Consider the following 14,130-nt stretch of genomic DNA (forward strand, 5'->3'; position numbering starts at 1 on the left):
GTAACAAAAGTTGCAAGCCTGTTTCTACAGGCTTGCAACCGTTACGAGATATCCGATGCTTCACGTGTTAAGTAATAGATGTGCAAAATGCCAGCGCTGATGAGCGTCAACAATCCAGCTGTCATGATGACGCTGGCTGTACTGGTGATTCCTGCCAACCATGCGCCTGCAGCTGGCAGGACAATAAACAGGGAGACTGCACAGCTTCTCGCAGTAGAAAATGCTGTACCCAGTATTCTGCTGGGGCATGTAAGTTGGAGAGTCGAAGTAAAGCCTTGAGAGGTTAATCCATATGAAAAACCTGCAATCAGGAAAAGGATCGGAAATGAATAAGGTGTAATTATTTCAGGAATTAAACCTACCGTGGCTACAACGCATAAGCAAACGCCAAATATAGAGGAGGCGACAGTCGCGCAAAGTAGAAAGTGCCGTCTATAAATCTGCGGGAAAGCAAGCCCGGCTATAATTCCACCAATTGCCGTTGCGCTGACCACCTGGCCGAACGAAGCAGAGCTTAAGCTCAGTTCTTTCATGAAAAGGCTTAGCAAAGAGTCATAAATTCCCAGCGCTGCTGATTGAACTAGCATACATAAAAGAAATGCTTGAGCAGCTGTGTTAGATACAAAAAATTTTAATACCTCGTTCAGGTTAGGTTTATGTTTGGTTTTGCCAAAATTTTCGGCATGTATTTTTTGTGAGCTCAATAGCCATACAAAGATCAGTCCATTAAGGCTGATGCCTGCAGAAATTAGAAAACCGTAAGTGCTACTGCTCCAAGTGATAGATAATCCAGCAGCAAGGGGGGCTATTATTTTAATGGTCTGATCGGTGATGCTGACTAATGATGTGTTTTTTATTATGCTTTGAGGGGGTAAGAGTCGAGCTGTTAATACGATTTCAGCTGGAGTTGATCCAAGGTTGGAGAGTCCTTTAAGGCTTATAAAGAGCAAAAAAAGTTCAAGGTTCGAAGCAAGTAGAAGACAGGTTGCAGTAATGGCTCTAATGCAAAAGCTAACTGCTATAATTGCACGTGGTGAGTAGCGATCAGGTAATGATCCAATATAGGGGCCGAATATTAGCGAAGGCACACCATAAAGTGCTGCTGCGAGCGCTAAGGTATGGGCTTCTGCGTCAAATATGAAAGTCAGCGTCGAAAATATTAGTATAAAGTCAAGCCAAACTGTTGCAGAGCTACATAACCGTATTCCGTACAGATAGCAATACTGTCTGGTTGCCAAGGTTTGCATTCCCGTCACTCCACCTTCGTATACATGATGTCATCAATTACAAATGTAGAGATGCTGTTATGAGTACAGAATGTTTCCAAGTCAGATCTATTGTTAATGAACCCCGCACCACTGAAATTGAGTGATGTATTGCATAAAACTCCAGTGCCGCTGAGTTTTTTGAAGGCTTTTAATAGGTTGTAAAGCGTGGGGTTGTCCTCAGAGGTGATAGTCTGAACGCGAGCGGTGCCGTCGGCATGAGTGATGGCTTGAAGTCGTGGGTTTATCACTTTATAAAACGACAGCATATATTTGCTGGATTTGCAGTTCTCAAAGTGTAAGGGAGCATCTGTCTCCAGGCATATTGGGGCTATAGGTCGGTAGTTTTCTCTCTGTTTTAGTTTGTTCAATTTTTGCGTGGTTGTTTTAGAGAACGGGGATGCCAAGATCGAACGATTACCTAATGCTCTTGGGCCGATTTCACAACGCCCCTGTATCCAACAGATTATTTCCCCTTCAAGAATTTTTTTGCAGATTGTGTGAGGCTGGAGTGGGGAAGGACTATAGGATGACCTTGTAGTAGAGTTTTGCTCGAGTATGAAGGGTTGACCTGAATAAACACTCCATTCCAAGCCACATCGTCCAGTCATTAGTTTCTGCGCCAGCGCAGCTGCCCCGATAGCCACACCAGTGTCATTGGTGCATGGGGGGACGAATACATCCGAAAACAAGCCGCTCTCTTCCCACTTTCTATTCCAGTCGCAGTTTAAACCGCATCCGCCGGAAATTAATAATGGGATTTTCTTGTTTATGTGTGGAAGTATTTTGAGTCTTATATGTTCGAATAGTGCATTAGATATTTTCTTTGCAAGGTCGCAGAATGGTTGACTGTGCGGCCCGATATTATAGTATTTGGAGCCTACAAAATCAGATTTTTAAAAAGTATCTATCGGAGAGGAGCTGGCAATTAGGTAGTCGAGCATGTGTTGTTCGTCTCTGCTCGTTTGGGAGTTGTTGCCAAGTCCAGCGAGCGCCATCATTTTTCCCGCGTCGCCCAAGCGGCAGTAACCTTTGGGCAGGTTGAAATGTGGGTCGGCTATCCCAAATGCAAAGGAGTATCTAAGGCCAGGGCTTTGAATGATATTTTCAAGGCATTTTACTTGTAGGCCTTTGTTGATGTAGTAGAGGCTACCAATAAATCCTTCCAGTAGAAGAACATAGCAGTCAGAGATGTCTGCATGCTTTGATAATGCATATGAGCATATGATGTGCGAGAGTTCGTGGCTGCAGTAGACCCATGTCATGTTGTTGTTGAGTTTAGTACTATAGCCCAGTCCAAGATATCCCCCATCGATCGGATCATTTCGGGGGTCATGCCCTTTCGCCCAGCCACTTATGGCTATTGCATCATATTCATTGTTGATCGATGTGAGAAGGTTTAAAAGGTCGCTGGGGGAGTTAGCTGAATACCTGGGGTTGTTGTCCTTTTCTGCTTCGTAACTGAACACCAGCTTGTTGTTTTCGACTAGGCAAATTTGACCATCGTGACCGATGTTATAACTTACGATTCTCATGGGTATTCCTTGGCTTGATCCAGAACAGGTACATGTCTGAAAAAAATGAGGGGTTCACCGACTCAAATATGTGCCACTTGTGGAGTAAGTCTCTCAGGTCTTCTCCACTATTGAATTTTGTAAAGAAGGGTGCGTGGGGTTGATAAGTTTCGAAGCCGCAAAAATCTAGGTTGTATGTCCGGAGAAGGTCGTAAATTCTTTTTGGGGTATAGTTATATTCATAGGGATTGAATAGGAGATCCATGCACCCTTGGTGAGAGAAAAAATCTCTCGACCAGATGATGCTCTTCATTTTGTCAGGATATTGAGTTGCGGCAAGCTTCCTTATTGCAATGAGGTTTTCTGGGGAATACGTTATTTTGTGTTCGCTGCATTTCTCCTTTAGGGTTTCAATAGATGTTCTAGCTGTTTTGCTATAGAGGCCGAGCTTTATAATCCCGTCTCTGCGCAGCGCCATCAATAAAGCCTTGATACATCTGGAAGGTTGTTTGAGGTGGTGTAAAACTCCAATGCATTCAATTATGTGGAACTTAGTTTTAAGAGTTGATATGTCGAAGATGCTGCAGTGGATGAAGCTGACATTTTCAATGTTGTGCTTCTGTTTCATTGCGTTGGCGAATTGCAGGCTTGATAAGCTTATGTCTATTCCAAATATTTGAGCATCTGGATAGTTGAGAGCCATCTGAATTGCATGGCGGCCTGTCCCGCAACCTGCAATAAGTATTTTGGCTTTTAGCGAAAGCTTATTCGTGTGAATTAATCCCGTGGTAGAGAAGTAATCGTAAATTGTGCTGGGTGTATGATGTGGTAAATATGTCCATTTTGGATAAGGGTTTGACTCGTAAAATGATCGAAGAGGATCTCCTGTAGTATCGTGAACAAGCCTATTGAGAGACTGGTTCTGCCCCCTCGGTTTTCGGATATGTAATTTTGAAGTATTTGAAGTGATCTGGCATAATTTATGCCCGTCAGTGTTGAAAGCGTGTTGGGATAAGTGGTGTTGAGCGTCAATGACTTCGGATAGTAAGGATTGGCTTTTTTGATCGAGGTCGGATGAGTATTCTTTTGAGCGTTCAAGTAGATCCTCAAGTATAGGGTTAGTAATGACCTGAGTTGTCAGAATTTGAAAAGAAAATTTATAGTTGAACAAGTGTGCTGCGAGTTTCGATGGCCACTTGGCTTGTGACGGGTCTATAGTTGATCTTGGTAACAGGTTCTTATAGTAAATATGTGACAGTAATTCAAAGTCAATTTTTTCAACGTTGGAAATTTTTTCTAGTGTTATTAATGTTTGCTTGTTGCTGGGTACAGTGGCGCTGGACAGCAGGTCGAGATAATTTACTGCGATCTCATAACTGGTTGTGTCTTCTGAGTCTATAGCTTTTTCGTACGCCCAGAGACCCAAGTTGATTTTTTTGATTGAGTGGCAGGCGCGTGCCAAGTTTCTGTAGTAAACGTGAGCGTTTTTTGTTTTGTTGTTTAGTTGCGAGCAGGCCTTTCTGTATAGTTCGATAGATCTTTCTGTGTCTCCGAGTTTTTCGTAAAGTGCGCCGAAGTTGTTGAGTGTCTTTATGTTGTTTTTGTCAAGGGTAAGAATTATTTCGTATGCGGCTGCTGCACGAGTAAGTTGTTGGTGGCTGAAAAGCTCATCGCCTACTCTTCGTTCGATTTCGGAGGCTTCGTGACGCAGTTGTGTATCGTCCATATGAGAACTAGCTCCTAAATTAGTTTCTGCATATTAGGAGATATAGGATCTGAATAACCAGGGCCGCTAGCTATTACGAAGAGGGAGTGTTCGTTGGTGCCGTCTACTTCCAATAACTTGTTGAGCATGTCGTCGATGAAGTACCCGCTGATCCAGGTGTTCAACTTGTAGGCTGTTGCGGATAAATTAAAAGTCTGAGAAAGGTGCCCAACCTCCATTAGAGCTGACCGGTATGCTCTTGAGTGAGGATATTTCCACCAGAGCTTGTCAAACCTAGACGTCATGACGATAAGGAAGGATGCATCTGTGGCAAATGTCTGATGACATAATGTTTTACTCAGATCGACAATGTCATTTGTGATGAGTGATAATGCATGATCTTGTGGTCTATAATGATAAACACCTTTTTCAAGCCCTTGGACGTTTAGTGCAATGAGATAAGCTTCTGTAGCTTGTAGGCACCCAGCGCTTGGTGATGAGCGTCTATAGCCAATGGTTTTTATTCCGCGCGCGGCTAATGCCTCTTCATGCGTGTCCCCATGAAACTTGCCAAAGGTGGTGAACAATAAGTCCGAAACAATTTTCACATCGGTGTCTAAGCATTTGAAATGACGGCTCGTTTTTCTATTTTTTAGTGTGCTCAGTAATGAAGACTCTAGCTCTATTAAACATGGTTTAGGTAAGCTTGTTACAGTTCCAGTCCGCTCTGTGTGAATCGGAGGTATGTTGGCGGCAATACTCTCGCAAAAGTCGACGTAAGCAGCCTCTGGATTCTCTGAGTCATTAGACAAGTCGCACGGGAAATTGTGTTTTGTACCCAGATGGAAGATTTTTGCGATATCGTCCCATCCCCATTGTTGGCGTGGACTTTCACTCGCTTTGTCAAACGTTGTCAGCTCTAGTATGCCAGCGTCGATAAGTTCTTCGTCGATGTTGTCAGTGGCGGACCGGTATCCTGATAAAGTTGTTAGTTCGTAAATTCTATCCAAATACTTTTGGTCGTAAATCTGGTATTGCTCGCCATTCTTCAAATTCCATAGGGCGAACACGCCTTTTTTGGCAGTGAAGACGATGTCTTCGTTGAGCTGGTATTTTTTCATTTTGTTCTCGTTTTTATTTTTTATAGTCCTGGGCAGGCGCGCACTGCCCAGGATTGCGGATTAATCCACCAGTGCTTTTACATGATCAAATCGAGCTACAAGGATGTGATAGGCGTTGTTGGACAGCGCGCTAAGGTGACTCTGCAATGTGACCTTTTTCATGCTTAGTTCCTCATATTTTTGTTGTTGAAGTCGGCGTGACTTCGCAAGTAAGAATAATTTCCATGTTGTGAAAGTCAACCGTATATGAAGGTAGGAAAGTTCTGAGTGGAGGGTAGGAATTTTCCGTGGTATTAAAAATATTGATTTTCAGGAGTTTGGATGTTTTCCGCGCATTAATGCACATAAAAATGGCTGATTTTTTTTGGGGTGCGCCAGGTTCTCAGAGGAGCAATTTTTCCTGCAAAAAACTGACCCACAGGTTTAAACTTTGGGTTCCCTTCACAGGAGCAGAGCAGTGCTGACACATCTTGATTCCCAGGGGCGGGCCAACATGGTCGACGTCACTGAAAAGGCCGTGACCGAGCGTGAGGCCATCGCCGAGGCGCGGGTGCGCATGTTGCCGCAGACCTTGCAGATGATCGTCGACGGCGAACATCCCAAGGGCGACGTGTTCGCCGTGGCACGCATTGCCGGGATCCAGGCGGCGAAGAAGACCAGTGACCTGATCCCGCTGTGCCACCCGCTGATGCTGACCAGCGTCAAGGTCGAGCTCAGCGCCGAGGGCGAGGACGCCGTGCGTATTGTCGCCCGTTGCAAGCTGGCCGGGCAGACCGGCGTGGAGATGGAAGCACTGACCGCTGCCAGCGTTGCCGCGCTGACGATCTACGACATGTGCAAGGCTGTGGACAAGGGCATGGTCATCGAACAGGTGCGCCTGCTGGAAAAGCTCGGCGGCAAGAGTGGCCACTACAAGGTGCAGGCATGATGAAGGTCAAGGTGATGTACTTCGCCCGCTACCGCGAACTGCTGGGCGTGGATGGCGAGCGTGTAGAAGGCGCGTTCAAGGTGCTGGACGATGTACGCCAGGCCCTGGTGGGCAAGGGTGGGCACTATGCGGTGCTGGCCGAGCAAAACCTGATGTGTGCGCGCAACGAAGAGCTGTGCAAGCTTGATGAGCCACTGGAAGAGGGTGATGAAGTGGCGTTCTTCCCGCCGGTGACTGGAGGCTGACCATGGCAGTGCGAGTGCAACAAGGCGCGTTCGACCCGGGCGCCGAGGTGAATGCCATGCATGCGGCCAATGTTGGCGTGGGCGCGGTGGTTGGTTTTGTCGGCTATGTGCGGGATTTCAACGATGGCCGGGAAGTAGCGGGGATGTTCCTTGAACACTACCCGGGCATGACCGAAAAGGCGCTGGCCAAGATCGTGGTCGAGGCCGAGCAGCGCTGGCCGTTGCTCAAGGTGGAGGTGCTGCACCGCATCGGAGCGCTGGAGCCGGGCGAGCCGATCGTGTTTGTCGGTGTGGCCAGTGCCCATCGGCAGGCGGCGTTCGATGCCTGCAACTTCATCATGGACTACCTGAAGACCCGGGCGCCGTTCTGGAAGAAGGAGAATACCGAGGAAGGGCCGCGGTGGGTTGAAGGCAAGCAGAGTGACCAGGATGCGGCGGGGCGCTGGTAGATTTCTGTCTGATGGCCGGGGCTTTGCCCCGGTTCGCGGGGCAAGCCCGCTCCCACAGGTAATCCGCAGCTGCTGAAGCCTGTGCAGTACATGTGGGAGCCGGCTTGCCGGCGATTGGGCTGCAAAGCAGCCCCAGCATCAGTGGTGTTTGCGCGGCACCGGCTTTAGCAGTTCATCGGGCGGCATTTCGCACTTGATCTTGCGCCCCAGCAGTTCTTCGATTGCCGGCAACTGATACGAGTCATCCTCCCCGGCAAAACTGATCGACACGCCGCTGGCCCCCGCGCGGCCGGTACGGCCAATGCGGTGCACGTAGTCGTCCGGGTCTTCTGGCAGGGTGAAGTTGATCACGTGGCTGATGCCATCGATATGGATGCCACGCCCGGCCACGTCGGTGGCCACCAGCACGGTGATGCGCCCTTCGCGGAAGTTTTCCAGGGTGCGGATGCGCTTGTGCTGTGGCACGTCGCCCGACAGCTGGGCGGCATTGATGCCGTCGCGCACCAGTTTTTCCTCGATGCGCCGCACTTCGTCCTTGCGGTTGGCAAATACCATCACCCGTTCCCAGTTGTTCTGGGTTACCAGGTTGTACAGCAGCTTGTACTTGTCGCTGCCAGCCACCGCATACACGTGCTGCTCGACCGTTTCGCTGGCCACGTTTTCCGGTTCGATCTCGACGATGGCCGGGTTGGTGGTCCACTGCTTCGCCAGGTTCATCACGTCGTCGGTGAAGGTGGCGGAGAACAGCAGCGTCTGGCGCTCGCTTTTCGGCGGCGTCTGGCGAATGATCTGGCGCACCTGGGGGATAAAGCCCATGTCGAGCATGCGGTCGGCTTCGTCCAGCACCATCACCTCGACCATGTCCAGGTGCACCTCGCCGCGCTGGTTGAAGTCCAGCAGGCGGCCTGGGGTAGCTACGAGGATGTCGCAGTGGCGTGCTTCAAGGGCCTTCAGCTGCTTGTCGAAGTCCATGCCGCCGACGAAGCTCATGACGTTCAGCCCGGTGTACTTGGTCAGCGCAGCGGCGTCCTTGGCAATCTGCACCACCAGCTCGCGGGTAGGCGCGATGATCAGCGCACGCGGTTCGCCCATGTAGCGTTCCTTGGGCGGTGGCGTCTGCTGCAGCTGGGAAATGATCGAAATCAAAAACGCCGCGGTCTTGCCGGTACCGGTCTGTGCGCGGCCGATGGCGTCCTGGCCACGCAGGGTATACCCCAGCACCTGCGCCTGGATCGGCGTGCAGTACGGGAAGCCCAGGTCGTGGATGGCGTGCATCAGCTCGTTGGACAGTTTGAAGTCGTGGAAGCGGGTCTTGCCTTCCTGCGGCTCGACCACGAAGTCTTCCGGCTTCCACAGGCTGGCCTGCGGCTTGGGCTTGCGCTCGCGACGCGGTTTGTCCTTGGCCGCTTTGTCGGCAGGTGGCGTAGCGGTAGCGGTAGCGGTGGCGGGTTGTTCAGCCTCGGGGGCGGTGTTGGCACGCGGTACGGCCGGTTTTGCTGCGGGCCGGGCCTCGCTGGCGGGTGCGCGCGCAGGCGGCGTCACGCTGGCAGCAGGAGCGACGGCTTGTGGCGCGGCGTCTCCCTTGCCGAATATTTTCTTGAGTGCTTTGAGCACGATCGTCTCATCAACTGATTAAGGAATGTACGCCGGGCAGTGTAATGCAAGATCCGGGCGCGGCGTAGCGGAATACTCCCACAACTACAAGAGAGCCAGCCTATTGCAGCTGCTCGCTGAGCCAGTTGTGGATGTCGTTCAGCTCTTCGACCACCACTTCGTGTTCCATCGGGTATTCGTACCAGCGGGCGGCGACGCCCCAGGTGTTCAAGTACTCGAAGGCGGTGCGCCCCATGGACGGGATCACCACCGGGTCATGCACACCATGCAGGCACAGGGCCGGGGTGCGCTGCTGGCAGGCAGTCAACTGGTGCTGGTCGTTGAAGGTGGGGGCGTAGGTGGACAGGGCGATCACCCCACCCAGTGCTTCTTGCCACTTTATATAGGCAGTGTGCAGCACAACCGCGCCACCCTGGGAGAAGCCGGCCAGGAAGATCCGCGACAGGTTGATGCCTTTGGCCTGCTCGGCCTTGATCAGGGCAACCACTTGTTCGGCCGACGCTTCCAGCTGCGCTTCGTCAATGGCGCGGGCCGGGGTCATGGCCTTGATGTCATACCAGCTGGGCATGGCATACCCGCCATTTATGGTGACTGGACGGGTCGGGGCCTGGGGCATGATGAAGCGGGTGCTGAGCAGGCGCTCCTGCATGAATTCGGCCACAGGTAGGAAGTCGTAACGGTCGGCCCCCAGACCGTGCAACCAGATCACACAGGCGTCAGCGGTTTTCTGTGGTTCGAGAATCAGCGGGTTGGTCATGACTGCTCCGAAAGTGTGCGGGTCTTGTTATGGCGTGCGTGAAAAGAAGGCGCTGGAAATGATTGTCGGAAAAAGAATGTCGCAACGATACAACTTTCCCTACTTGACGAGCGCTTAAACGCTACAGCCACAGAATCTGGTACGCGCTTTGCAATTCAATCTGTGATGCAAAGGGTAGGCCGAGACGGTAACACCCTTTGTACGCGAAGGCTGTCACAGAACAGTCCATTGCGCCAATTGACCCAATAACAAGCCAATACGGGTCGGATACGCCTCAAAAGGGTGCGGTGCAATTCCGGCTCGATACAACAAGAGCGATTTGGAGGTTGTGAATGAAGATGTTGAAAACCACCCTGGCAGTCCTGACCGCTGCCGCCGCACTGGGCGCCGTGAGCAATGCCCAGGCCGGCGCCACCCTCGATGCGGTAAAGAAGAAGGGCTTCGTCCAGTGTGGCGTGAGCGACGGTCTTCCGGGCTTCTCGGTACCTGATGCGCAGGGCAAGATCGTCGGTATCGACGCCGATGTGTGCCGCGCCGTGGCCGCAGCCGTGTTCGGCGATGCGACCAAGGTCAAGTTCAGCCAGCTCAACGCCAAGGAACGCTTCACCGCCCTGCAGTCGGGCGAGGTCGACGTGCTGTCGCGCAACACCACCTGGACCAGCTCGCGCGATGCCGGCATGGGCCTGGTGTTCGCCGGGGTCACCTACTACGACGGTGTAGGCTTCCTGGTCAACAAGAAGCTGGGTGTCTCCAGTGCCAAGGAGCTTGATGGCGCAACCATCTGTATCCAGGCCGGTACCACCACCGAGCTGAACGTGTCGGACTTCTTCCGCGCCAATAACCTCAAGTACACCCCGATCACCTTCGACACCTCGGACGAAAGCGCCAAGTCGCTGGAGTCGGGCCGTTGCGACGTGCTGACCTCGGACAAGTCGCAGCTGTTCGCCCAGCGTTCCAAGCTGGCCGCGCCGACCGACTACGTGGTACTGCCGGAAACCATCTCCAAGGAGCCCCTGGGCCCGGTGGTGCGTAAAGGCGACGAGGAGTGGTTCAGCATCGTCAAGTGGACCCTGTTCGCCATGCTCAACGCCGAAGAGGCAGGCGTCACCTCGAAAAATGTCGAGGCCGAAGCCAAAGGCACCAAAAACCCGGACGTCGCCCGCCTGCTGGGTGCGGATGGTGAGTACGGCAAGGACCTCAAGCTGCCCAAAGACTGGGTAGTGCAGATCGTCAAGCAAGTCGGCAACTACGGCGAAGTGTTCGAGAAGAACCTGGGCCAGAGCACCGACCTGAAGATCGACCGTGGCATGAACGCCCTGTGGAACAACGGCGGCATCCAGTACGCGCCACCTGTGCGCTGATGGTTGCACCCTGCGGCGGCATCCCGCCGCCGCAGGCTGTTCGAATCCCTACTGTCCGGGGCACTTCATGCAAAATCAAATCGGCGCACCCAAGGGCTTGTCCCTTAACGATCCGCGTGTGCGCGCGTGGCTGTTCCAGATCCTCACGATCGTCTTCGTGGTCGGCCTGGGCTGGTACCTGTTCCACAACACACAAACCAACCTGCAACACCGGGGTATCACCTCAGGCTTCGACTTCCTCGACCGCAGTGCAGGCTTCGGCATCGCCCAGCACCTGATCCCCTATGTGGAATCCGACAGCTATGCGCGGGTGTTCGTCATCGGCCTGCTCAATACCCTGCTGGTGACCTTCATCGGCGTCATCCTGGCGACCATTCTGGGCTTCATCATCGGTGTGGCTCGCCTGTCACCGAACTGGATGATCAACAAACTGGCGACCGTGTATGTGGAAACCTTCCGCAACATCCCGCCGTTGCTGCAGATCCTGTTCTGGTACTTCGCCGTGTTCCTGACCCTGCCGGGACCGCGGGGCAGCATCAACATCGACGATATGTTCTTCATCAGCAACCGGGGCCTGAACATGCCTGGCGCGTCCATGGCCGATGGCTTCTGGCCGTTCGTCGTGGCCCTGTTGGTGGCAATTGCCGCCGTTGTCGTGATGGTGCGCCTGGCCAACAAGCGTTTCGACGAGACCGGCGTGCCGTTCCACAAGTTCTGGGTGGGGCTGGCCCTGCTGCTGGTCATCCCGGGCCTGAGCGTGCTGTTGTTCGGCAGCCCGGTCAGCTGGGAAGTGCCGCAGCTCAAGGGCTTCAACTTCGTCGGTGGCTGGGTGCTGATCCCCGAGCTGTTGGCGCTGACCTTGGCGCTGACTATCTATACGGCAGCCTTCATTGCTGAAATCGTGCGTTCCGGCATCCGTTCGGTCAGCCATGGCCAGACCGAAGCCGCGCGGTCGCTGGGCCTGCGCGAGGGCCCGACCCTGCGCAAGGTGATCATTCCCCAGGCACTGCGGGTGATCATTCCGCCGCTGACCAGCCAGTACCTGAACCTGGCGAAGAACTCGTCGCTGGCGGCCGGTATCGGTTACCCAGAGATGGTCTCGCTGTTTGCCGGCACCGTGCTCAATCAGACCGGCCAGGCCATCGAGGTGATTGCGATCACCATGAGTGTCTATCTCGCCATCAGCATCAGCATTTCGCTGCTGATGAACTGGTACAACAAGCGCATAGCGCTGATCGAGCGGTGAGGATACGCCCGTGAATGCCCATGTTTTCAAACCCGATATGCCGCCACCGGTGAAAACCGTCGGCGTGCTCGCATGGATGCGTGCCAACCTGTTCTCCAGCTGGCTCAACACGCTGTTGACCCTGCTCGCCATCTACCTGGTATGGCTAATCGTGCCACCGCTGCTGCAGTGGGCGTTGATCGACGCCAACTGGGTCGGCACCACCCGCGCCGACTGCACCAAGGAGGGCGCCTGCTGGGTGTTCGTGCAGCAGCGCTTTGGCCAGTTCATGTACGGCTACTACCCGGCCGAGCTGCGCTGGCGGGTGGACCTGACGGTATGGCTTGCCGTCATCGGCGCTGCGCCGCTGTTCATCAAGCGCTTCCCGCGCAAGGCCTTCTACGGCCTGGGCTTCCTGGTGCTGTACCCGGTACTGGCCTACACCCTGCTGCACGGTGGGTACCTGGGCCTGGAAAGCGTACCGACCAGCCAGTGGGGCGGGCTGATGCTGACCCTGGTGATCGCCACCGTGGGTATTGTCGGTGCCTTGCCGCTGGGCATCCTGCTGGCCCTGGGCCGGCGTTCGAGGATGCCGGCCGTGAAGGTGGTGTGCGTGACCTTCATCGAGTTCTGGCGCGGCGTGCCGTTGATTACCGTGCTGTTCATGTCGTCGGTGATGCTGCCGTTGTTCCTGCCCGAAGGCATGAGCTTCGACAAGCTGCTGCGGGCAATGATCGGCGTGATCCTGTTCCAGTCGGCGTACATCGCCGAGGTGGTGCGCGGCGGTCTGCAGGCCATCCCCAAGGGCCAGTACGAAGCCGCCGCAGCCATGGGCCTGGGCTACTGGCGCTCGATGGGCCTGGTGATTCTGCCGCAGGCGCTCAAGCTGGTGATCCCCGGCATCGTCAACACCTTCATTGCCCTGTTCAAGGACACCAGCCTGGTGATCATCATCGGCCTGTTCGACCTGCTGAACAGCGTCAAGCAAGCCGCCGCCGACCCGGCCTGGCTGGGCATGGCTACCGAGGGCTATGTGTTCGCCGCCCTGGTGTTCTGGATTTTCTGTTTCGGTATGTCCCGCTACTCCATGCACCTGGAGCGCAAGCTGGACACTGGCCACAAGCGTTAGGAGTTTCGAAATGAGTGAAGCGATCAAGCAGCCTGCCGGCCCCGAAGGCATCATCCAGATGCAGGGTGTGAACAAGTGGTACGGCCAGTTCCATGTGCTCAAGGACATCAACCTGAACGTGCGCCAGGGCGAGCGCATCGTGCTGTGCGGGCCGTCCGGCTCGGGCAAGTCCACCACCATCCGTTGCCTCAACCGCCTGGAAGAGCACCAGCAGGGGCGCATCGTGGTCGATGGCGTCGAGCTGACCAACGACCTCAAGCAGATCGAGGCCATCCGCCGCGAAGTGGGCATGGTGTTCCAGCACTTCAACCTGTTCCCGCACCTGAGCATTCTGGAAAACTGCACCCTGGCGCCCATGTGGGTGCGCAAGATGCCGCGGCGCAAGGCCGAGGAAATTGCCATGCATTATCTGGAGCGTGTGCGTATTCCCGAGCAGGCACACAAGTACCCGGGGCAGTTATCGGGTGGCCAGCAGCAGCGTGTGGCCATTGCCCGTGCGCTGTGCATGAAGCCGAAGATCATGCTGTTCGACGAGCCGACCTCGGCGCTGGACCCGGAAATGGTCAAGGAAGTGCTCGATACCATGGTGGGCCTGGCCGAAGACGGCATGACCATGCTCTGCGTGACCCACGAGATGGGCTTTGCCCGCACCGTGGCGAATCGGGTGATCTTCATGGACAAGGGCGAGATTGTGGAGCAGGCGGCGCCGGATGACTTCTTCGACCGGCCGCGCAGTGACCGGACCAGGTTGTTCCTGAGCCAGATCCTGCATTGAGGCAACTGGTGCTGCACTATTGAGGGGGCTGTCGCGGTCCCT

At 54.0% G+C, this 14,130-nt stretch carries 14 protein-coding genes; 7 read left to right on the top strand and 7 right to left on the bottom strand.

The features are described from left to right. Positions 1–41 precede the first annotated feature (41 nt). The 5 genes from ACN6NG_RS03680 to ACN6NG_RS03700 are packed head-to-tail and all read right to left on the bottom strand — an operon-like array spanning position 42 to position 5,605. Entirely contained in the window at positions 42–1,247 is a 1,206-nt protein-coding gene (locus ACN6NG_RS03680) for an MFS transporter (protein WP_474312968.1), read from the bottom strand. A 5-nt stretch (positions 1,248–1,252) separates the two neighbouring features. Then, on the bottom strand, positions 1,253–2,128 hold the full coding sequence (locus tag ACN6NG_RS03685) for a carbamoyltransferase C-terminal domain-containing protein (RefSeq protein WP_474313002.1): 876 nt from the start codon (positions 2,126–2,128) through the stop codon (positions 1,253–1,255). Positions 2,129–2,161: 33 nt separating this feature from the next. Then, the gene (locus tag ACN6NG_RS03690; protein ID WP_240979175.1) at positions 2,162–2,800 is read right to left on the bottom strand and encodes a hypothetical protein; all 639 of its coding nucleotides are present in this window, start codon (positions 2,798–2,800) and stop codon (positions 2,162–2,164) included. Then, the gene (locus ACN6NG_RS03695) at positions 2,781–4,505 is read right to left on the bottom strand and encodes a methyltransferase domain-containing protein (RefSeq protein ID WP_474312970.1); all 1,725 of its coding nucleotides are present in this window, start codon (positions 4,503–4,505) and stop codon (positions 2,781–2,783) included. Before ACN6NG_RS03695 ends, ACN6NG_RS03690 begins: the two co-directional genes overlap by 20 nt. A gap of 14 nt (positions 4,506–4,519) precedes the next feature. Next, entirely contained in the window at positions 4,520–5,605 is a 1,086-nt protein-coding gene (locus tag ACN6NG_RS03700) for a SagB/ThcOx family dehydrogenase (protein ID WP_063422321.1), read from the bottom strand. A gap of 457 nt (positions 5,606–6,062) precedes the next feature. Between ACN6NG_RS03700 and moaC the strand changes: the two genes are divergently transcribed. From moaC to moaE, 3 genes are read left to right on the top strand one after another with little or no spacing between them, the layout of a single operon-like run. After that, the gene (moaC, locus tag ACN6NG_RS03705) at positions 6,063–6,533 is read left to right on the top strand and encodes a cyclic pyranopterin monophosphate synthase MoaC (protein WP_016498014.1); all 471 of its coding nucleotides are present in this window, start codon (positions 6,063–6,065) and stop codon (positions 6,531–6,533) included. Then, positions 6,533–6,778 carry a MoaD/ThiS family protein gene (locus tag ACN6NG_RS03710; protein ID WP_061202735.1) on the top strand — a complete coding sequence of 82 codons (246 nt, stop codon included), beginning with the start codon at positions 6,533–6,535 and terminating at the stop codon, positions 6,776–6,778. The genes moaC and ACN6NG_RS03710 overlap by 1 nt, the downstream gene beginning before the upstream one ends. A gap of 2 nt (positions 6,779–6,780) precedes the next feature. Further along, complete coding sequence (moaE, locus tag ACN6NG_RS03715; protein ID WP_012274094.1) at positions 6,781–7,227, top strand: molybdopterin synthase catalytic subunit MoaE; 447 nt, start codon at positions 6,781–6,783, stop codon at positions 7,225–7,227. A gap of 138 nt (positions 7,228–7,365) precedes the next feature. Here moaE and rhlB read toward each other — a convergent pair whose 3' ends face one another. Beyond that, positions 7,366–8,841, bottom strand: a complete 1,476-nt coding sequence (gene rhlB / locus ACN6NG_RS03720; protein ID WP_061202733.1) for an ATP-dependent RNA helicase RhlB — start codon at positions 8,839–8,841, stop codon at positions 7,366–7,368. Between the two features lie 100 nt (positions 8,842–8,941). Continuing rightward, positions 8,942–9,598, bottom strand: a complete 657-nt coding sequence (locus ACN6NG_RS03725; RefSeq protein WP_016498018.1) for an alpha/beta hydrolase — start codon at positions 9,596–9,598, stop codon at positions 8,942–8,944. 332 nt (positions 9,599–9,930) lie between these two features. Between ACN6NG_RS03725 and ACN6NG_RS03730 the strand changes: the two genes are divergently transcribed. From ACN6NG_RS03730 to ACN6NG_RS03745, 4 genes are all read left to right on the top strand, one after another. Beyond that, the gene (locus ACN6NG_RS03730; protein WP_019470613.1) at positions 9,931–10,959 is read left to right on the top strand and encodes an amino acid ABC transporter substrate-binding protein; all 1,029 of its coding nucleotides are present in this window, start codon (positions 9,931–9,933) and stop codon (positions 10,957–10,959) included. Between the two features lie 67 nt (positions 10,960–11,026). Continuing rightward, positions 11,027–12,205: an amino acid ABC transporter permease gene (locus tag ACN6NG_RS03735; protein ID WP_151326467.1), complete on the top strand. Its 1,179-nt coding sequence runs from the start codon at positions 11,027–11,029 to the stop codon at positions 12,203–12,205. Between the two features lie 10 nt (positions 12,206–12,215). Continuing rightward, a complete protein-coding gene (locus ACN6NG_RS03740; protein ID WP_019470615.1) occupies positions 12,216–13,313 on the top strand; it encodes an amino acid ABC transporter permease in 1,098 nt (365 codons plus the stop codon). A gap of 10 nt (positions 13,314–13,323) precedes the next feature. Continuing rightward, complete coding sequence (locus ACN6NG_RS03745) at positions 13,324–14,088, top strand: amino acid ABC transporter ATP-binding protein (protein WP_016498022.1); 765 nt, start codon at positions 13,324–13,326, stop codon at positions 14,086–14,088. Positions 14,089–14,130: the final 42 nt, after the last annotated feature.

Source organism: Pseudomonas sp. TSO6 (assembly GCF_056098905.1).